The sequence below is a fragment of the Moheibacter stercoris genome (assembly GCF_040545805.1).
Classification (GTDB): Bacteria; Bacteroidota; Bacteroidia; order Flavobacteriales; family Weeksellaceae; genus Moheibacter; species Moheibacter stercoris.
Genome location: NZ_JBEPMO010000009.1, coordinates 18,299 through 37,698 on the forward strand (window position 1 = coordinate 18,299; position 19,400 = coordinate 37,698).

The following is a 19,400-nucleotide window of genomic DNA, read 5'->3' on the forward strand; positions in this document are numbered from 1 at the left end:
TGAAATGCTACTTTTGCATTCACAAATCACACAATCATTATGCACAACAAATACCAAAATCCGCTCGAATCTCGTTACAGTAGCGACGAAATGCTTTATACTTTTTCTCCTGGTATGAAATTTTCAACTTGGAGAAAATTATGGTTGGCATTGGCTGAAATCCAAAAAGATTTGGGCCTGGATATTTCGGAAGAACAATTACAAGAAATTCGCGACAACATTCACAATATCGATTATGAAGTAGCCGCGAAATACGAAAAGCAATTCCGTCACGACGTCATGGCGCACGTTCATACCTTGGGCGATGTCGCTCCGAAAGCAAAAGCTATCATTCACCTTGGCGCAACTTCTGCATTTGTGGGTGACAATACCGATTTGATTCAAATCAGAGAAGGTTTGTTGATCGTGAAAAAGAAATTGGTCAATGTCATCAAAGGATTGAACGATTTCGCGATGGAATACAAAGATTTACCAACTCTTGGTTTTACGCATTTCCAACCTGCTCAGCTAACAACTGTTGGAAAACGTGCGACTTTATGGTTGCAATCGGTTTTATTGGATTTTGAAGAATTGGAATTCAGAATTGATACCTTACGTTTCCGTGGAGTGAAAGGTACAACTGGAACAGCAGCGAGTTTCAAAGAATTATTTGACGGCGATTATACCAAAGTGAAAGAATTGGACAAACGACTTTCTGAACAATTCGGATTCAAAAAAGTATTGGGTGTGACAGGTCAAACTTACGATCGTAAAATCGATGCAGAAGTTTTGGCAACTTTGTCCAATATTGCGCAATCAGCACATAAATTCACCAATGATTTGCGTTTGTTGCAAAACTTAAAAGAATTGGAAGAACCATTTGAAAAATCCCAAATCGGATCTTCTGCAATGGCCTACAAACGTAATCCGATGCGAAGTGAACGAATCTCTGCTTTGGCGAAATTTGTGATCTCTTTGGCTTCAAGTCCAGCGATGGTGGCTGCAACGCAATGGTTTGAAAGAACCTTGGATGATTCTGCCAACAAACGTTTGAGCATTCCGCAAGCATTTTTAGCGATTGATGCGATTTTAATTATTTGGAACAACATTTTGGACGGAATGGTAGTTTATCCGAAAATCATCGAAAAACACATCAACGAAGAACTTCCGTTTATGGCAACCGAATACATCATTATGGAAGGTGTGAAAAATGGCGGAGACCGTCAAGAATTACACGAATTAATCCGTGAACACAGTATGGAAGCTGCCAAACAAGTGAAACAAGAAGGAAAACAAAATGATTTGGTAGAACGAATTTTGGCGGACGAACGTTTCAACATTGACAAAGAAAAATTGCAACAAGTCTTGGACCCGATGAATTTCATTGGTTTCGCTCCGATTCAAACCGAAGAATTTTTAGCGGAACACGTGCAACCGATTTTGGATGCCAACAAGGATTTAATTGGACTTCAAACGGATTTGAAAGTATAATTCGATAGAATAATCAATTGATACAAAGGATGATTTCACAAGAAGTCATCCTTTTTTAGTATCTTTCTATCCTTAAAATCCCCGAACTATGTTTACCCTAGAGGAAATTCAATCGGCTCATCAAAAAATAAAATCAGGCAGTGATTTTCCCCAATACATCCAAGACTTAAAAACGATTGGCGTTAAAATCTATGAAACTTTTGTGCGCGATGGTCACACCGAATATTTCGGAAAAGATGGAAATCGAATTTCCTCATTGCCCAAATATGACCCTATAGAGATTGCGGAAAATTGTCAATATACCAAATTTCGTGAGATTCTTCGTTTTCATCAAGAAGGAAAATCCGATTATTTCACCTTTTGCAAAGAAGTAGCCGAAGCTGGAATTGCTAAATGGATGGTAGATGTAGATAAATTAAACTGCATTTATTTCGATTCCAACAACACCTTGATTTATGAGGAAGAAATTCCTGAATAAATTAACTAAAAATGATGTTTTTAAATTTCTTTTACCCAAAAATATATTGTACTTTTGCCAAGTATAATTTTGTGTGAATTCACTTTCATTTGTATAAGCTCGAGATAAGGTCGAGCGTTTCTACAACAGGCCGTAAATCTGTTTCTACAAGTGGAGTGTATGTAATTCGTTTTTCATACTCTTCATTTGTAATGTAACTTAAAAAGAATAAGTTTTTTAACAAGAATATGAATAAACGAATTTTTATTCAAAAGAAATCCCAGTTTGACGTTCATAGTAAGAAAGTCACGAAAGAAATACAAAACCTTGTCACCGATATTGAGTGCAAGGTTTTTGTCATTTATGACCTTTTCGAAATCACTGACAGTCAACTAGAAGAAACACTTTTTCAAGTGTTTGCAGATCCCGTAACAGACATCGTTCATCATGACTTAAATAGCATTTGTCATCCTGAGCTTGTCGAAGGGAAGGCTCAGCATTATTTCGCTGTAGAACCACTTCCAGGTCAGTTTGACCAACGTGCCGATTCGGCCGATCAATGCTTGCATTTATTGGGCGTTGCCGAAGCCAAAGTGAAATCGGGTTATCTCTATATGTTCGAAAATGTGTCAGAATCCGATTTGGAAAAAGTCAAAAATTATTTGATAAATCCAATTGAATCTCGCGAAAAAGATTTGAACGAATTATCTTTCAACGAATCTACCGAAATCAAACCAGTTCCAACGGTTCAAGGCTTCATCGATTTCGATTCGAATCAATTGGAAAACCTCCACAAAGAATTTGGTTTCTCAATGGGAATGGACGATTTAGAATTCATTCAAGATCATTTCAAATCCATTCAACGAAATCCAACCGAAACCGAACTAAAAGTTTTGGATACTTATTGGTCAGACCATTGTCGTCATACCACTTTTGAAACCGAAATCACCGAAGTGAAATTCGAAAATCAGTTTCAAGAAACTTTACAAAGAACTTTTGACTATTACCTGAATTTGCGTCAAGAACTCGGCATCACCAAACCCATCCGATTGATGGATATGGCAACGATAATGGGAAAATATTTGAGCAAAACAGGGAAAGTAAACAATATCGACGTTTCAGAAGAAATCAATGCTTGTTCCATCGTTGTCCCGATTGATGTGGACGGTGTGGAAGAAGAATGGTTGCTTCAATTCAAAAACGAAACCCATAATCACCCTACCGAAGTGGAACCGTTTGGTGGTGCTTCGACTTGCGTTGGTGGAGCGATTCGCGATCCTTTGTCGGGTCGAGCCTACGTTTTCCAAGCGATGCGTGTAACAGGTTCTGCTAATCCTTTGGAGAAAATCGAAGATACCCTTCCCGGGAAATTGCCGCAACGTAAAATCACCAAAGAAGCTGCGAACGGATACAGTTCCTACGGAAATCAAATCGGTTTGGCAACGACTTTTGTCAAAGAAATTTATGACGAAGGCTACAAAGCCAAGCGTATGGAAGTCGGATTTGTCGCAGGTGCGGTGAAAAAAGATTGGGTACGTCGTGAAGAACCTTTAGCGGGTGACAAAGTCATCTTATTGGGTGGTAGAACCGGACGTGATGGTGTAGGTGGAGCAACGGGTTCCTCCAAAACGCACGACGGACAAAAAATAGAAGAATTAAGTTCGGAAGTACAAAAAGGAAATGCCATCGTGGAACGAAAAATCCAACGATTGTTCCGCAACAAAGAAGTTTTGGCTTTGATTAAAAAGTGTAATGACTTCGGTGCGGGCGGTGTTTCGGTTGCCATTGGCGAAATTGCGCGTGGCGTAAACGTCAATTTAGACACACTTCCGTTGAAATATTTGGGCTTAAACGGAACCGAAATCGCTTTGTCTGAATCGCAAGAGCGTATGGCGGTTGTGGTGGAAGCCAAAGATGTGGAGAAATTCATCCAATTCGCAGAAGTAGAAAACTTGGAAGCTACAATGGTGGCCGAAGTTACGTCTGACGATGTGATGACCATGTGGTGGAAAGGAACCAAAATTGTTGAATTAGACAGAAAATTCTTGGATACCAACGGCGTTCGCAAACAAGCGAAAGCAAGAGTTGAAAAAGGTGAAACTCTAAACCCATTTGAAGCCAAAGAATTCAACAAAGAAAATTTCATCCAATTATTAAAAGAATTGAACCACGCTTCCCAAAAAGGAATGGTGGAAATGTTTGACAATAATGTTGGTAGAAGTACGATTTTAAATGCTTACGGAGGAAAAACAATGAGTTCTCCCGAAGACATCAGCGTTCAGAAATTCCCAACTGATGGATTTACCCATGCGGTTTCGATGGCGAGTTTTGGATACAATCCCGTAATCAGCCGATGGTCTCCGTACCACGGTGCTTATTTCGCGGTTTTGGATTCGGTAGCGAAAATCGTTGCAGGTGGTGGAAATTACCAAGAAATCCGATTGACCTTCCAAGAATATTTTGAGCGTTTGCGTGAAGATGCAGACCGTTGGGGAAAACCATTTGCGGCTTTGTTGGGTTCGATTGAAGCACAAAGACAATTGGAAATTCCAGCAATTGGAGGAAAAGATAGTATGAGCGGAAGTTACCAAGATATTGACGTCCCTCCTACTTTGATTTCCTTTGCGGTTAGTCCGAATCATTCTAGCAAAATCAAATCGGCTACTTTGCAAAAACAAGGTTCGAAACTATCTGTTTTGATTCCCAATTTGACGGAAGATCATTTGGTTGAGGAATCGAATATGAAATCTGTTTTCAATTTCATCTATTCGAATAATGCTAAAATCCATTCGGCAGCGACGGTAAAATTCGGCGGAATTGCAGAAACATTGGCCAATATGGCGTTTGGAAACGAAATCGGATTCACTTCGACTCCGCTCAGTGACCAAATTGAGTTGATGAAATTCTATCCGGCAGCGATTATTCTCGAACATTCAGAAGAACTAAATATTCCAACAGAACTTCAAGCAAATTATCAATTCTTAGGAACTACGAATTCCTCATCCGAATTGAACTTCAACGGAATTTCGGTATCGATTTCTGAAGCAAAAAATGCTTGGAATGGAACGTTTGAGGAGTTATTCCCCACCAATGTACGAAGTACGAAGAACGATAGAAAGAATTTAGAAATTTTGACTTCTGATGTTAAAAATCCTAAATCCAAAATCGTATATCAAAAATCGAAAATCGTAAATCCAAAGGTTTTCATTCCTTCTTTCCCTGGAACGAATTCCGAATACGATTCCGCCAAAGCATTCCGAAAAGAAGGCGCAAACACGGAAATCATCGTATTCAAAAATTTATCAGAAAAAGATATTGAAGAAACGGTAGATGCTTACGCAAAAGCCATCGACAATGCACAAATAATGTTCATCCCAGGTGGATTCTCAGCAGCCGACGAACCGGACGGATCGGGGAAATTCATCGCCACCGTTTTGCGAAACGAAAAAATCAAAGACAGCGTACATCGTTTGTTGGATCGCGGTGGATTGGTTTTGGGAATTTGTAATGGATTCCAAGGTTTGATCAAATCGGGCTTATTGCCGTACGGAGAAATTCGTGAATTGGAAGAAGACACACCGACCTTGACGTTCAATGAAATTGGGCGACATATTACGCAGATTGCAAGAATTCGCGTAGCAGATTCGCATTCGCCTTGGTTAAAAGGAATGGCTGGACAAGAATATTGGATTCCATTCTCGCACGGCGAAGGTCGATTTGTAGCCGATGAACCGAATTTGCGTAAATTGTATGAACAAAATCAAATTGCTACGCAATACATTGATTTGGATGGAAATATTTCATTGGAAAGACCTTACAACCCAAATGGTTCTGTTAATGGAATCGAAGGAATTGTGAGTCCTTGCGGAAAGGTTTTCGGCCGTATGGGGCATCCGGAGCGTTTTGAAGAAGGATTATTCCAAAACATTCCCGATATGGAAGTGATGAATATTTTTAAGAACGGCGTAGAATATTTTAAATAAAATTGAAACTAACTTTAACCATCATACAAATTCTTATGTTTAGTTCACTATTTGGGCAAAAAGACGATTCAATTCGTAATTATGAAGACTTTTGGAATTGGTTTCAAAAGAATGAAAAAACCTTTTTCAATGTTGTCAAAAACAACGGCGATATTGAAGGGGACTTTTTAAATGTGATTGCTCCAAAATTAGATGAATTAAAAGATGGATATTGGTACTTAACCGGAATGTATGATGATAATACAGTCGAATTAATTATCACGGTTGATGGCTATCCAAAAAATGTAGTTTTTGCTGAAGAACTGATTGAAAAAGCACCTAAACTAAATGGATGGAAGTTCACTGCATTGAAACCTGCATTAGATATTTCGAATGTAGGAATTCAAATGGGAGATTATAAATTCAGTGGAGAGAATATATTTTTTTATGATACCCTTGATCCTAATTATCCTGATGAAATAAATCTAACATTTGTTCATAACGAACTTACAAATGATAACAGATCGGAAATTTCTAATGGCATTTATATTTTTCTCGATAATTATTTAGGTGAACTGGATTTTTTAAATTCGATAGATGTTCTTGAATTTGTTCGAAAAGAAGATGCTACGAAAGAAATAATACCTGTTTCTAAATTAAAAGATTACTTGAATTGGAGGAAGAAAGAATTCATCGAAAAATACAATTCGACAAGACATAATACCGAAAATGACACTTATGCCACCTTGGAAGCCCAATTAAAAAGTGGCAACAAATTGATAGCACTAGTGAATTTAGATTTATTAAGATGGGATGAAAAGCCTTCTCATCCTTGGCTTTCAGTGATTACAATTCAATATGATGGTTCACAAACAAATGGTTTACCAAATACAGATGATTATGAACTATTAAATCAAATTGAAGACGATATTCTAGACGAATTAAAAGATATTGATGGATACTTAAATATTGGTAGACAATCCGCAGATGGAGAACGTGAGATTTATATAGCTTGTAAAGACTTTAGAAAACCATCAAAAGTTTTGTTAGCTATACAAAAAAAATATGCTGATAAATTTGAAATAGAATACGATATCTATTTAGACAAATATTGGAAAAGTTTAGAAAGATTAAATCCTAATAATTAAAATAGCGAAAATCGAGTTTCGAAATTCGACAATCGAAAAAACACCTTAGAACAATGAGCCACACAAAAAAAGACTTTATTTACGAAGGAAAAGCCAAACAGGTTTATTCAACTGAAGATCCAAATTTGGTTATCGTATATTACAAAGATGATGCAACAGCTTTTAACGCTCAAAAGCGCGGAACGGTTGCCGACAAAGGAGAAATGAACAACAAGATTTCGACTTTAATTTTCAATTATTTGATTGAAAAAGGAATCGCAACGCACTATATTGAAACCTTGAATGAGCGTGAACAATTGGTGAAAAAAGTGGACATCATCCCGTTGGAAATGGTCGTTCGCAATTATGTTGCAGGTTCTATGGCACAACGTTTGGGATTGGAAGAAGGAGCGAAATCTCCTGTGACCATCTTTGACATTTGTTACAAAAAAGACGAATTGGGCGATCCATTGATCAATGATCATCACGCAGTTTTGTTGGGTGCAGCAACCTATGAGGAATTGAAATTTATGTACGAATTGACCGATAAAATCAACGAAGCTTTGAAAGAATTGTTCTTAAAAGCGAATTTGATCTTAATCGATTTCAAAATAGAATTCGGAAAAGATTCCGAAGGAAACATCATTTTAGCAGACGAAATCAGTCCAGATACTTGTCGTTTGTGGGACAAAGATACGTTGAAGAAATTGGACAAAGACCGTTTCAGAAGAGATTTGGGAGAAGTTTCAGAAGCTTATCACGAAGTTTATAATCGTTTGTTAGAAGCTTTAGGGAAATAGAAACTTAAACACGAAGTTCACAAGGAAAACACAAAGACCAGTTTCTGGTTAATAAAAACAAAATGAAAACGCAAAACATAACATCTAACCACCAAAATAATTTCTACCAAAGAAATATCCTCAAAAAAACTTTCCAAGATAGCTTGGACAGTATGGAAGAAGAATGCGGTGTATTTGGGATTTATTCGCCCAACAATATCGACACCTTTTCCTTGGCGCAATTTGGGATGTTTGCTTTGCAGCACCGCGGACAAGAAGCGGCGGGCGTTTCGGTTTTGAAAGATAGTGTCATCAAAACTTTCAAATCGACTGGTTTGGTATTGGATGTTTTCAAACAAATCGAAGAAATCGAGGATTTCCAAGGAAATGCAGCCATCGGTCATACGCGCTATACAACTGCTGGCGGTGGAAGCAAGAAAAACATTCAACCTTTGTATGCGGTGAATTATTTTGGAAAACCGCATTTTTCGATTGTACACAATGGAAATGTTATCGAAACAGACGAATTAAAAGAAGAATTGATCCAGGAAGGACTTCCATTTTTGGCAACTTCTGACACTGAAGTCATTTTGCGTTCGATTCAAAAATATTCCGATTTAAGTGTTCAAGAAGCGATTCAGAAAGGATTGGCAAAAATAAAAGGAGCTTATTCGGTTTTATTATTGACCAAAAATTCTTTGGCAGCTTTTCGTGATCCGAATGGAATTCGTCCGTTGGTGATTGGGAAAATTGGGGATGACACCTATGTTTTCAGTTCGGAATCTTGTGCTTTGGACGCTGTGGGAGCCGAATTCATTCGTGATGTAGAACCAGGAGAAATTGTAGTCGCTGACGAAAATGGTTTGCATTCTTATCCGCTGAATCAACCTTCCAAAAATCGAATTTGTGCGTTTGAATACATCTATTTCGCACGTCCTGATTCCACCATTCAAGGAACCGATGTTTATGATTTGAGAGTGGAAAGCGGCCGAAAATTATACGAACAATCGCCAATTGATGCCGATGTGGTGATTGGTGTTCCCGATTCTGGAGTTCCTTCAGCTATCGGATATTCAGAAGCTTCGGGTATTCCATTTGAGCCGATTTTGGTTAAAAACCGCTATATGAGCCGTTCGTTTATCGTTCCTTCGCAAGAAATGCGGGAACGAATTGTGAACTTAAAATTGAATCCGATTGCCAACAAAATCAAAGGAAAACGTTTGGTGATTTTGGATGATTCGATTGTTCGTGGAACAACGAGTAAATTACTGATCAAAATTTTAAAAGAAGCAGGAGCAAAGGAAATTCACTTCCGTTCGGCTTCACCGCCGATTATCGCACCTTGTTTCTTGGGAATCGATATGCCAACGAAAGCCGATTTAATTTCGGCAAATATGACCCAAAAAGAATTGGTGAATTATTTAGGAGTAGATAGTTTGGATTTCTTAACAGTCGAAAATCTAATTGACATTCTAGGTTCTACCGATCATTGTTTTGGTTGTTTTACAGAAAAATATCCGGTGGAACGAAACCATAAATCAGAGGATTATTATCAATCCAAGATTGAATATTAATTTAACACATTATTATACAACACATTCTTTTAAAAAGGTTTAAATTCAATTGAGTTTAAACCTTTTTGCTATGAAATACATTTTTATAATTTTTATTTCTCTATCCATTTTTAGTCAGGCACAATTCACACTTGAACCAAAAGAAGGATTTTCGCCAGAGATTGGAATTTTGGTTTCGATGATGGAAGATTTGAAAAATCGAATAACCATCAATGTTCAACATTTAAACCAAGAAGAAACCGATTTTTTATTGGATGATAAAGCTAATCGCATTGGTGCGTTGATTATGCATTTAGCTGCAACTGAAAAATATTACCAAGTGAAATCTTTTGAAAATCGAAATTTCAACAAAGAAGAACGTAAAATTTGGCAATCTGCATTGGATTTAGGAAAACCTGCTCAGAAAGAATTTCAAAACAAACCTATCTCCTACTATTTGGACATTTGGAATGAAGTCAGAGCAGAATCTTCGCGACTTTTGGCGACCAAAAACGATGCTTGGTTGAAAGAAATGATGGGAACGACTACGATGAATAACTATTGGGCTTGGTTTCACGTGATGGAGCACCAAGCAAACCATATGGGTCAAATTGCGATGATAGCGAGTCGACTTCCGAAACGGAAATGATTAATTTGTTTGCCTAGAAAACCTCCTCTTCCGCCACCAAACCCCATCATAAATTATTGACTATCACTATCGAGTTTTATAAAAACTATCATTTCCCATAAATTCCTTACATTAGCGTAGCCAAATATTTTATTATGGATGCTGTCAGACAATTTGTTGAAGTTAAAAACAATACTTTTCAGATTACGTTACCGGAAGGATTTAATGCCAAAAGGGTGGAAGTTATCATTTTACCGTCTGACGATAAAGATTCGTTAAGCGATGATTTGAAAAGTTTGCTTGATACCCGTTTAGAAGATTATCAAAATAATCCGGATGATGTGATGGATTTCGATGAACTTTTGAATCAATTGGAAAGTGAAATATAAAATCGTCAATCGGCCTTTTGTAAAGCAAGACATTTCTGACGCAATAAATTATTACAAAAAGATTTCTCCAAGATTAGCCAAAGCTTTTCTAATAAGAATACGGGAAGCCAGAAATTTTATAGCTGAAAATCCTCTTGCAAATGATGTGATATACAAAGATGTGCGTGTCCGGCTTATACGACAATTTCCTTATCAAATTCATTATCTGGTAGATGAAGACAAAATGAGAATTATTGTTTTAGCCGTAGTTTTTGCCAAAAGAGAGGATTTGGATTTTCGTAAAAGATAATTTTATGTCTGATGAAACTATTTTGAATCTTAAAATTTTACTACAAAGAACACGAACACCAAGTTTCACTATGGGCACAAGGAAAATGCTAATCAATCCTAAGCTGAAAACCTCTTCTTTCTCCACCAAATCATACCAATTCCAAGAATCCAAATTCCCAAAACAGGAATAATCAAATTGGTCATTTGCCAAGACGATTTCTCCAATTTTACTTTGGTTTCATTTAAGGTTGGAATCTCTAATTTACGGTTTTTCAGATTTAGGAAATCCGTTTCCCCTAATAAATAATCAATCGAATTCGTCAAGAAATTCTGGTTATCATAGGAAACAGGACGTTGTTTAGGATTGTCGGGACGAAGCGAATATTTGTCTTCTCCCAAACGCATTGGTCTTCCCATTAACACATGGTTTTTGGCCACATCACCGTCAGAAATTACCAATAATTTCCCTTCGGTTGTTTCCGATTTAAAATTGGGAAATTCTTCGCGTTCATAACGCGCTGCAAAAGCCGATTTTAAGTTTCCTTGCGCCAAAACAGCCAATGGAATTCTTCCCATTTCATATTCTTGCGGATTGATTTCGTCAACCTCAGCTAACTCAATAAAACTCATGGAAGGCTGCAAACTCGTATAAGGAGAAGTGGCCAACAAGACTTCATGTTGTACATTGGGATTTTCCAAAAGTTCGATTGGATTGGCAAATTCAAACTTCACCGAATTGATGGATTGGGTAATCGGGTTTTCGTCTGCTTTGAATCCACGAACAAAATAAGGCCAAGTATAGGAATTGTAACTGATGTTTCCAGCAGTCGTTTCACCGTCGGCCAAGACAATTTTGGAAGCTTCTAAATCTTTTACAATGGCAGGGATGATTCGAATTCCATAGTTAAAAAAGAATTCATTCAACTTCATATCGCGAGGAAAAGCCACGATTTTTCCACTTCGAAAGATACTGTCCATTTCGGCATCGACCATTTCGGTTAAGAACATCATTTTCCCACCGTTCATGATGTATTGATCCATCACCAATTTGTCCATATCCGTAAACGGCAAAGTCGGTTTAGCCACCACCAAAGCATCATAATTCAATAAATCCTTTAAATCTTCTTGCTGCAAAGAATAGGTGGAATCTTGTACAGGCTTTAAGAACACATCGACATTATAATTGTCTGCCAATGCACGACCCAATCCGTCCATATGCAATTGACCTAATTCGTCATGATGAACAAGAAATCCAATATTTTTACGATTGACTTGCGTGATTTTACGCAAATCTTCCATGAACAAATATTCCAATTTTTCAGTGGAAGCCAAGGCTAATTGCTCAAAAGGTAAGGCTGGATCATTGACCAAAGTTTCCATCCATGATTCTTTTCCGTCAAAACTTATTTGCGCATACGGATATACATTCAAAATACCTTTATCGGTACGAACTGGCGCTGGTGCCAATCCATTTTCTTGCAAAGTTTCCATCGAAAAATCTTTGGACGGATCTAAAAATTGATAGGATATTTTGGGATTGATGGTTCGAAATTCATCCAACAAAAAGGAAATTTCATTTTTTAAAGTTCGGTAATCACCTGAAAGTTCACCACCCAACAAGACATTAATTTTCAAAGGCTTTTCAATTCCTTCCAAAATTTCATGTGTAGTTTCGCTCAAACTATATCGCTGGTCATAGGTCATATCGAATCGTTTAAAAACGAATTCCGATAGAACCAAAATTCCAATTAGTATCGTGATAAGCAAAGCTATATTTCGTGTTGTCTTTTTCATAATTTTCCTACTGAAAACTTTATTTTTTTCTAATCAAATTAGCATTCGTCAACGCCAAAAAAACACCAATTAAAACGAAGAAATAAATCAAATCTCTCGTATCCAGAATTCCTTTTAGCATTTGTTGGTAATGTTGATACATTCCAATTTTTTGCACATAATAATCAGCCGTTCCCAATAAATTGTAGGAAGCCAAACTTTCAAATGCATAGAAAAAGAAAAAACATAAGAAGATCGCGGAAACATAAGCTGCAACCTGATTTTTGGTCAAGGAAGAAGTGAAAATCCCAATCGCTGCAAAGCTAGAACCCAATAAAAACAATCCTAAATAACCGCTCAATAATGCACCATAATCCAAAATTTGATCGGATACGATGAATTGCTCCATGGTATAGACAAATAAATATGTTGGTAAGATTGCGAACAACAATACGACCAAGATCGGTAAAAATTTCCCCCAAACGATTCCACAAATTTTAATGGGTTGGGTAAATAACCATTGCAAAGTTCCGTTGTTTTCTTCCTCGGAAATAGTTCTCATCGTCAATGCTGGAATAAGAAAAAACAATACCCAAGGAGCAATAAAGAAAAAACTACTCAATGTAGCGGTTCCGATGTTGAAAATGTTGAATTCATTGTCGAAAAACCAAAGAAATAACGTACAAATTAACACAAATGCCGAAGCAGATATGTAGGCCATATAGCCCATGAAATAATTTGCCAGTTCTTTTTTAAATATTTTGATCATTTCTTTCGATTTACTAAACGAACAATTAGCATAATTAGTACACCAACTGTCACAAAACTAATTAAAATCCAATACCAATTTGTGATGATTCCACCTTTTAGGATTACCGCAAAAATAATGATGAACAACAATAATGTTGCTACTTCATTCATCATTCTCAATTTCACAGACTTCATTTTGTACACATCTGCCTGAATTTCTTTCAATGTTTTCCAACTCCAAAGATGGTAACCGATTAACAACAAAATAGCCGTTAACTTGATATGCATCCAGGCTTGTGACAACAAAGTTTGATTAAGAAATAACATGGTAATTCCCGTTACCAAAACCAAAATTCCTGCTGGAACCGTAATGATGTTCCATAATTTTTGTTCCATCACTCGAAATTGTTTCCGCAAGACAGATTGTTCCACATCTTCTTTGTCTTGGGTTTCGGTATGATAGATAAACAATCGTACAATGTAAAACAATCCGGCAAAATAACTCACAACGAAAATGAGATGAATTGCTTTGATGATTGGGTAAAATTCCATTCTGATTTGCTTAAAATGCCTGACAAAAATACAATTAGTTGTTCGTTAATTTCCATTAAATTTGGTAGAAAATAAGATTCATGAATTTTTCTATCCAACCACAACTTGAAAATGAATTGGCGAAATTAATTCCACTAAAGGATACCGATTTTGAAGAAGTTTACCAAGTTGCTTCAGATCCCAAAGTTTGGGAACAGCATCCCAATAAAAATCGATACGAACGAGAAGTCTTCCAAACCTTCTTTCAAGGAGCACTGGAAAGCGGCGGAGCTTTTAAAATTTTGGACAAAAAAACCAATGAAATCGCTGGTTCGTCAAGGTTTTACGATTACAATCCAGAAGAAAATTCCATCTATATCGGATACACTTTTTACGGAACGAAATTTTGGGGAACAGGAATTAATCATTCCGTTAAAAGATTGATGTTGAACTATATTTTTCAGTATGTAGACCATGTTTTGTTTCATGTAGGCGCAGCCAACGAACGTTCAAGAATTGCCATGGCACGTTTGGGTGCAGAATTAATTGATGAACTTGATGTTGCCTATTTTGGTGAACCTACCAGAAGAAATGTAGTCTTTCGAATCAAAAAATCGGATTGGGTGAAATCTTAAGAAAATTCCACATAGATTTCCGTTCCTTTTTTCAATCCGTACAAACTACTTGCTGCACCACTTGTGTTGGGATTTCCTTTGTACATGGAGATTTCCAAGAAACCAGATGAACCAAAGATGGCCATTCCTTTGCCCATATCATCCATTTCTTTGTCGAAATCTTTTACAATTTCGCGGTAATTTTTATAAATCGTGGTGAATTCATTGTTTCGATAACGAACCACGAAATTTCTCATTTTTCCAATTTTATCGAAAAACTTTTGGGAAATATTGGTGATTGCATTGCCGTAATTATCAATATAAATTACCGTTCCAATGATGGTTTTATCATCTTTCACCACTGCTTTCAAACGATACAATTCATTGAATTGTTTCATACGATTTCCGACAACCGATAATTTTCCACCTCTTGCCAAATGACAGGCAATCGGCACAAAAACATCACGCGTAGGGAAAATGGAATCGACCTGAAGTTGTGGAATGTTAATTTCAACAATTTCATGTGGCGTAATTTCTGCACTGATCAAAGACAATATACCGTTGTCACTCGCAATGAAATAATGATCATCTATAAAGGCAGCAATCGGTTTTTTTTGAGGAGTAATAATATCGTCTACGCCTACAATATGAATGGTTCCTTCTGGAAAATCTTTGTATGAATTTTTGACAATAAATGCTCCTTCACCAATATCAAAAGGTTCGACTTCGTGAGAAATATCGACGATGACTACCTCTTCCAATTCTTTGTAAATTCTTCCTTTGACAGAAGCTACAAAGGGATCTTTGTTTCCAAAATCGGTTGTTAAAGTGATGATTGGCATGAAATTCAGTTCGAAGGAACAAATATATTACGTATTTTTGTCATATATCGAATTTAAACAAAAGACATTTGACAGAAATAAATTTAGAATTAGCTGATGTAAACATTCAAGAGTTTTATGGAGCTAATAATGTGAATTTTAAACACCTCAAAACCCGTTTTCCGAAATTAAAAATTGTTGGAAGGGGAAAAAATATATCTGCTGTTGGAAATGAGCAATATTTACTAGAGTTTTCAGACAAACTTTCTCAAATCGTTCAACATCTTCAACACTATAACCGACTAAACGAAAAACAAATCGAAGAAATTTTGGATACAGATTCTCCTAAAAATGGAACACGTATAAAAGTAGACGAAGTGATTGTCCATGGTGTGAATGGGAAATTAATCAAAGCTCAAACGCCAGGACAACGCGAATTGGTCGAAAAAGTTCAACGAAACGATATGGTTTTTGCCATTGGTCCAGCCGGAACAGGGAAGACTTATACAGGAGTTGCTTTGGCGGTTCAAGCTTTGAAAAATAAAGAAGTCCGCCGAATCATTTTGACTCGTCCTGCTGTGGAAGCAGGTGAAAGTTTGGGTTTTTTGCCAGGTGATTTGAAAGAAAAGTTGGATCCGTATTTACAACCACTTTACGATGCGCTTCGAGACATGATACATTTTGAGAAGCTCAATGCGTATTATGAAAAAGGTGTGATCGAAGTTGCGCCATTGGCGTTTATGCGTGGACGAACCTTGGACGAAGCCTTTGTGATTTTGGATGAAGCACAAAATACCACCTATTCGCAGATGAAAATGTTTTTGACTCGTATGGGTAAAAATGCGAAATTCATCATCACAGGAGATCCAGAACAAGTCGATCTACCCGCAAAACAAAAATCGGGATTGAAAGAAGCCATGCGCATTTTGAAAGATGTGGATGATATTGGCATGGTTCAATTGACTGAAAAAGATGTGGTTCGACATAAATTGGTGGGGAAAATTCTTCAGGCTTATAAAAAGGTGGAACAAGAACAGGAAAAAGAGAATGATCCTAAGCAATCTAATTAACGTTTCATTTTCAATATGAATCCAAAACTTCAAGAAGGCGACTTTTACAAAACACCAGAAGGATACATTGTTTTTACCGAACAATACCATCTAAGACGAGGCTATTGCTGCAAAAGTGGCTGCCGACATTGTCCGTATGGATATGATAAAAAGACTGATTCATTCAAAAAGAAAGATTAATGATGAAATATTTTGTTTTATTTCTAGTAGTTGGAATGTTCTGTTTCGGACAAGAAACCATCAAAGTTCAAGAAAATGATAATTTCACGGTGGAATTACCCGAATCCTTGAATAATATTTTAGAATCCAAAGAAAAATCAGAGGATACAAAAAACGATCCACCGAAACCTGAACCTGAATTCTGCAAGGGTGCAAGTATTCAAATTTTTTATTCCAAAAATCGACAAGAAGCAGAGAAAATTGTCAATGATTTCAATGGTAAATTCCCTCAACTAAAAGCATCTTTGTCCTATGTTTCTCCTGATTATAAAGTCAAAGTTGGAAGATATAAAACAAGAGAAGAAGCTAGTTCGGATTTGAATAAGATTAAAAAAGATTTTCCACTAAGTCTAATTTCTGACGAGAAATTCAGGTGTTCTGTATTCAAATAAAGTTTAACAAACATTCATCCAAAGGCTACTTTAATTTCCTCAGGGAAAACCCTTATTCATATTTTGGAGGTATACCCATATACCTAAAAATTAGGGCCATCATAGTTTTGTAGAAATTAAAAACAATTTCTATGAAAAACCTTATTACCCTATTAACTTTCTTATTCTTTGCCCAAATAATGGTAGCGCAAGAAAAGATTATCATTCACAAAACTTCTACATCCAACATTTCGGGCCACAAAACCATTTTGGATCACCCTTCTTTGAATAATAATCCAGATGCTATCCTATTTTCTTCGCATTGTTATTCTTGCCTAAATACCAATAAAAATAACTTAAGTAACAATGCGCTCATCTACGATGATTATATTCAAAGATGGATTATTTTCAATGTAGATATAAGCCAAATGCAAGAAGATTTAACCTTCTTTGTTTATATTGTTCAAGATCCTAATTATGGTTTTACCAGATTAAGTCAGACCAACTCCCCTTATTTTAATCTTAGTCACCCATTAATTAATAATATTGAAGATGAAGAAGTTGCAGCTATACATTTGAGTAAAGGAGAAGTATTTCCGCATCGAATTGGAATTTCTTTTGATTATGATGTCAATAGACATCGTGTTATCACAGAAAATCAAGAAAACTTTCTAGAATTAGAAACCAATGTCATGGTTATTATCGACGGTGAAGAAGGTATAGCTGGATTTAAACACATTTCAAGACAAAATAACACAGACTATGTGACGTATCTTGACCATCCTTTATTGAACTTAAGACCCAACGCAAGATTTGTCTTTACACATTACAAATTAAATATCCCGACGTCAGAATACAATCAGTATTATGATAAAACATTAACTGCAGTTTACGATACGTTTCATGAAAAATGGGCAATTGCTGCAGAGGATTCATCACCTGTTCCGATTAATATGATTTTTAATGTGTTTGTTGATGAATATGTTCACATGGATACAGATGAATCCTTATCCAAGAATACAATTAGCGTATCTCCCAATCCAGCATCTCAATTTGTACGAATTGATTCCAAAGATCCTGTCCAAAAGATTTCCTTTATCAACAGCGCTGGACAAATTTTGAAAGAAGTTAATGCTGGGGCAAATTTATCCAATAACATATCCATTGCTGACTTGCCAAAAGGAGTCTACATTCTAAAAATCCAAACCGATCGAACAATATCCACTGAGAAATTAATCATACAATAATCAGAATCTCTCGTGCAATTTTAATCCAATGGATTCTATCCTATTTATGTGTGTGTGTATTGAGTAGTCAAGGTTCGGATTTTTAAATCCGAGCTTTTTTTTTAATAATTAAAAGCATAATGTTGATGTAAGTAGGTTTCAAAACTAACACATTTAAACCCAATCAGGGAAAACCCTTACCTCTAATTTGGAGGAATACCCATAATCTTAAAGTAGTACGCTAAAGTAGCTTTGTGGGAAAATTAAAAACAATTTCTATGAAATACTTTTTTACCCTATTAATTTGCTTGTTATGTACAAAATCACTTTTAGCACTAGAGAGAATATTCATTCACAAAACTTCTGTTGATAATATTCAAGATTTCAAAACTATTTTGGATCACCCGGACTTGAATTACAATCCAGATGCCAATATTTTCGTATCACATTGTTGGTCTTGCCTAAATGCAAACCAAGCAAATCTAAACACAAACGGAGTTTATTTCAGCGAAGATCTACAACGTTGGCTGATTTACAATGCAGACCAAAGCCCTATGCCAACTGATGTTAGTTTTTTCGTTTATCTAAGTTCTGGCAATTATGGAACGGTTCGAACTTGTGACTCCAATGCCAATTTTTTCAATATCATTGATGATCCTTGGATTGATAATTCAGAGAATAAAATTACGGCAGCAATTCATGTGAGCAGTGGAGAACTTTTCCCTCATCGAATTGGCGTTACCTATGATTACATCAATAATCGTCATCAAGTTTATACAGAAAATCAGCAAAATTTTCAAGCTCATCAAACAAGAATTATGTTTATGACCGATGGACCAGAGGATGTAACTGCATTTAGACATTATACAAATTCAGGAAACACACCAAACGATATCACCTTTATTGACCATCCCTTATTAAACAACAAACCCAACGCAAGATTTGTATTTACCCATTACAAATTAAATTACGAATCCCCTCATTATCAATATTATAATAAAGCATTAACAGCATTCTATAGTCCTTTTCAAAACAAATGGGGAATTGCAACCGAAGATTTTTCGCAAATGCCTCACGACTTAATTTTTAATGTATTTGTCGATGAAAAAGATTATATGAATACAGAAGAAATAATCGCCGAAAACAAAATTAGCATTTCGCCCAATCCAGCTACTCAATTTGTACGAATTGATTCCAAAGAACCAACTCAAAAGATTTCTTTTATCAATATAGCTGGACAAATAGTAAAAGAAGTAGACGTAAATGATAAATTGTCAAACAAAATTTCAATTTCAGACTTACCAAAAGGAACTTATATTGTAAGAGTTCAAACCAATCGAAATCTATATACCGAAAAATTATTGGTAAACTAGTTGACTAAATTTGAGCC

At 36.2% G+C, this 19,400-nt stretch carries 19 protein-coding genes and 1 riboswitch; of the genes, 15 read left to right on the forward strand and 4 right to left on the reverse strand.

The features are described 5' to 3' along the window. The first annotated feature begins 39 nt into the window (after nucleotides 1–39). The 9 genes from purB to ABID46_RS08570 all read left to right on the forward strand — a co-directional run bounded on the left by purB (nucleotide 40) and on the right by ABID46_RS08570 (nucleotide 10,654). Nucleotides 40–1,470 carry an adenylosuccinate lyase gene (gene purB, locus ABID46_RS08530; protein WP_354509057.1) on the forward strand — a complete coding sequence of 477 codons (1,431 nt, stop codon included), beginning with the start codon at nucleotides 40–42 and terminating at the stop codon, nucleotides 1,468–1,470. A gap of 88 nt (nucleotides 1,471–1,558) precedes the next feature. Then, entirely contained in the window at nucleotides 1,559–1,948 is a 390-nt protein-coding gene (locus ABID46_RS08535; protein ID WP_354509059.1) for a DUF1398 domain-containing protein, read from the forward strand. A gap of 69 nt (nucleotides 1,949–2,017) precedes the next feature. After that, nucleotides 2,018–2,115, forward strand: a riboswitch (purine riboswitch). Between the two features lie 60 nt (nucleotides 2,116–2,175). Continuing rightward, a complete protein-coding gene (locus tag ABID46_RS08540) occupies nucleotides 2,176–5,910 on the forward strand; it encodes a phosphoribosylformylglycinamidine synthase (RefSeq protein WP_354509061.1) in 3,735 nt (1,244 codons plus the stop codon). Nucleotides 5,911–5,912: 2 nt separating this feature from the next. Next, a complete protein-coding gene (locus ABID46_RS08545) occupies nucleotides 5,913–7,037 on the forward strand; it encodes a DUF695 domain-containing protein (protein ID WP_354509063.1) in 1,125 nt (374 codons plus the stop codon). A 53-nt stretch (nucleotides 7,038–7,090) separates the two neighbouring features. Then, complete coding sequence (purC, locus tag ABID46_RS08550; RefSeq protein WP_354509065.1) at nucleotides 7,091–7,816, forward strand: phosphoribosylaminoimidazolesuccinocarboxamide synthase; 726 nt, start codon at nucleotides 7,091–7,093, stop codon at nucleotides 7,814–7,816. A 62-nt stretch (nucleotides 7,817–7,878) separates the two neighbouring features. Beyond that, the gene (purF, locus tag ABID46_RS08555; protein WP_354509067.1) at nucleotides 7,879–9,369 is read left to right on the forward strand and encodes an amidophosphoribosyltransferase; all 1,491 of its coding nucleotides are present in this window, start codon (nucleotides 7,879–7,881) and stop codon (nucleotides 9,367–9,369) included. A gap of 70 nt (nucleotides 9,370–9,439) precedes the next feature. Further along, nucleotides 9,440–9,997 (forward strand): DinB family protein, encoded by a 558-nt coding sequence (locus ABID46_RS08560; protein ID WP_354509069.1) that lies wholly within the window; start codon nucleotides 9,440–9,442, stop codon nucleotides 9,995–9,997. Between the two features lie 134 nt (nucleotides 9,998–10,131). Then, a complete protein-coding gene (locus ABID46_RS08565; RefSeq protein ID WP_354509071.1) occupies nucleotides 10,132–10,365 on the forward strand; it encodes a hypothetical protein in 234 nt (77 codons plus the stop codon). Continuing rightward, entirely contained in the window at nucleotides 10,355–10,654 is a 300-nt protein-coding gene (locus ABID46_RS08570) for a type II toxin-antitoxin system RelE/ParE family toxin (protein ID WP_354509073.1), read from the forward strand. Before ABID46_RS08565 ends, ABID46_RS08570 begins: the two co-directional genes overlap by 11 nt. Before the next feature lie 98 nt (nucleotides 10,655–10,752). On the opposite strand, the gene gldG is transcribed toward ABID46_RS08570, so the two are convergent. The 3 genes from gldG to ABID46_RS08585 are packed head-to-tail and all read right to left on the reverse strand — an operon-like array spanning nucleotide 10,753 to nucleotide 13,710. Next, nucleotides 10,753–12,429 carry a gliding motility-associated ABC transporter substrate-binding protein GldG gene (gene gldG / locus ABID46_RS08575; protein WP_354509075.1) on the reverse strand — a complete coding sequence of 559 codons (1,677 nt, stop codon included), beginning with the start codon at nucleotides 12,427–12,429 and terminating at the stop codon, nucleotides 10,753–10,755. 19 nt (nucleotides 12,430–12,448) lie between these two features. Beyond that, nucleotides 12,449–13,177 (reverse strand): ABC transporter permease subunit, encoded by a 729-nt coding sequence (locus ABID46_RS08580; protein ID WP_354509077.1) that lies wholly within the window; start codon nucleotides 13,175–13,177, stop codon nucleotides 12,449–12,451. Next, nucleotides 13,174–13,710 (reverse strand): CopD family protein, encoded by a 537-nt coding sequence (locus ABID46_RS08585; RefSeq protein ID WP_354509079.1) that lies wholly within the window; start codon nucleotides 13,708–13,710, stop codon nucleotides 13,174–13,176. The genes ABID46_RS08580 and ABID46_RS08585 overlap by 4 nt, the downstream gene beginning before the upstream one ends. An 80-nt stretch (nucleotides 13,711–13,790) precedes the next feature. Between ABID46_RS08585 and ABID46_RS08590 the strand changes: the two genes are divergently transcribed. Next, nucleotides 13,791–14,324, forward strand: coding sequence for a GNAT family N-acetyltransferase (locus tag ABID46_RS08590; protein ID WP_354509080.1), 534 nt, complete (start codon nucleotides 13,791–13,793; stop codon nucleotides 14,322–14,324). On the opposite strand, the gene ABID46_RS08595 is transcribed toward ABID46_RS08590, so the two are convergent. Next, nucleotides 14,321–15,145 (reverse strand): SAM hydrolase/SAM-dependent halogenase family protein, encoded by an 825-nt coding sequence (locus ABID46_RS08595; RefSeq protein ID WP_354509082.1) that lies wholly within the window; start codon nucleotides 15,143–15,145, stop codon nucleotides 14,321–14,323. The genes ABID46_RS08590 and ABID46_RS08595 overlap by 4 nt on opposite strands. A gap of 68 nt (nucleotides 15,146–15,213) precedes the next feature. On the opposite strand from ABID46_RS08595, the gene ABID46_RS08600 reads away from it, so the two are divergent. The 5 genes from ABID46_RS08600 to ABID46_RS08620 all read left to right on the forward strand — a co-directional run bounded on the left by ABID46_RS08600 (nucleotide 15,214) and on the right by ABID46_RS08620 (nucleotide 19,383). Beyond that, complete coding sequence (locus ABID46_RS08600; RefSeq protein WP_354509084.1) at nucleotides 15,214–16,194, forward strand: PhoH family protein; 981 nt, start codon at nucleotides 15,214–15,216, stop codon at nucleotides 16,192–16,194. 15 nt (nucleotides 16,195–16,209) lie between these two features. Then, complete coding sequence (locus ABID46_RS08605; protein ID WP_354509086.1) at nucleotides 16,210–16,374, forward strand: C1orf53 family protein; 165 nt, start codon at nucleotides 16,210–16,212, stop codon at nucleotides 16,372–16,374. Beyond that, nucleotides 16,374–16,805, forward strand: coding sequence for an SPOR domain-containing protein (locus tag ABID46_RS08610; RefSeq protein ID WP_354509088.1), 432 nt, complete (start codon nucleotides 16,374–16,376; stop codon nucleotides 16,803–16,805). The genes ABID46_RS08605 and ABID46_RS08610 overlap by 1 nt, the downstream gene beginning before the upstream one ends. A gap of 131 nt (nucleotides 16,806–16,936) precedes the next feature. Next, nucleotides 16,937–18,031 (forward strand): DUF7452 domain-containing protein, encoded by a 1,095-nt coding sequence (locus tag ABID46_RS08615; protein ID WP_354509089.1) that lies wholly within the window; start codon nucleotides 16,937–16,939, stop codon nucleotides 18,029–18,031. A gap of 257 nt (nucleotides 18,032–18,288) precedes the next feature. Next, nucleotides 18,289–19,383: a DUF7452 domain-containing protein gene (locus ABID46_RS08620; protein ID WP_354509091.1), complete on the forward strand. Its 1,095-nt coding sequence runs from the start codon at nucleotides 18,289–18,291 to the stop codon at nucleotides 19,381–19,383. The last annotated feature ends 17 nt before the right edge of the window (nucleotides 19,384–19,400 follow it).

Bases quoted from the DNA above. Each gene is read 5' to 3' on its own strand.
- purB (WP_354509057.1), top strand. From the start codon at position 40: ATGCACAACAAATACCAAAATCCGCTCGAATCTCGTTACAGTAGCGAC.
- ABID46_RS08535 (WP_354509059.1), top strand. From the start codon at position 1,559: ATGTTTACCCTAGAGGAAATTCAATCGGCTCATCAAAAAATAAAATCA.
- ABID46_RS08540 (WP_354509061.1), top strand. From the start codon at position 2,176: ATGAATAAACGAATTTTTATTCAAAAGAAATCCCAGTTTGACGTTCAT.
- purC (WP_354509065.1), top strand. From the start codon at position 7,091: ATGAGCCACACAAAAAAAGACTTTATTTACGAAGGAAAAGCCAAACAG.
- purF (WP_354509067.1), top strand. From the start codon at position 7,879: ATGAAAACGCAAAACATAACATCTAACCACCAAAATAATTTCTACCAA.
- ABID46_RS08560 (WP_354509069.1), top strand. From the start codon at position 9,440: ATGAAATACATTTTTATAATTTTTATTTCTCTATCCATTTTTAGTCAG.
- ABID46_RS08565 (WP_354509071.1), top strand. From the start codon at position 10,132: ATGGATGCTGTCAGACAATTTGTTGAAGTTAAAAACAATACTTTTCAG.
- gldG (WP_354509075.1), bottom strand. From the start codon at position 12,429: ATGAAAAAGACAACACGAAATATAGCTTTGCTTATCACGATACTAATT.
- ABID46_RS08580 (WP_354509077.1), bottom strand. From the start codon at position 13,177: ATGATCAAAATATTTAAAAAAGAACTGGCAAATTATTTCATGGGCTAT.
- ABID46_RS08585 (WP_354509079.1), bottom strand. From the start codon at position 13,710: ATGGAATTTTACCCAATCATCAAAGCAATTCATCTCATTTTCGTTGTG.
- ABID46_RS08590 (WP_354509080.1), top strand. From the start codon at position 13,791: ATGAATTTTTCTATCCAACCACAACTTGAAAATGAATTGGCGAAATTA.
- ABID46_RS08595 (WP_354509082.1), bottom strand. From the start codon at position 15,145: ATGCCAATCATCACTTTAACAACCGATTTTGGAAACAAAGATCCCTTT.
- ABID46_RS08605 (WP_354509086.1), top strand. From the start codon at position 16,210: ATGAATCCAAAACTTCAAGAAGGCGACTTTTACAAAACACCAGAAGGA.
- ABID46_RS08610 (WP_354509088.1), top strand. From the start codon at position 16,374: ATGATGAAATATTTTGTTTTATTTCTAGTAGTTGGAATGTTCTGTTTC.
- ABID46_RS08615 (WP_354509089.1), top strand. From the start codon at position 16,937: ATGAAAAACCTTATTACCCTATTAACTTTCTTATTCTTTGCCCAAATA.
- ABID46_RS08620 (WP_354509091.1), top strand. From the start codon at position 18,289: ATGAAATACTTTTTTACCCTATTAATTTGCTTGTTATGTACAAAATCA.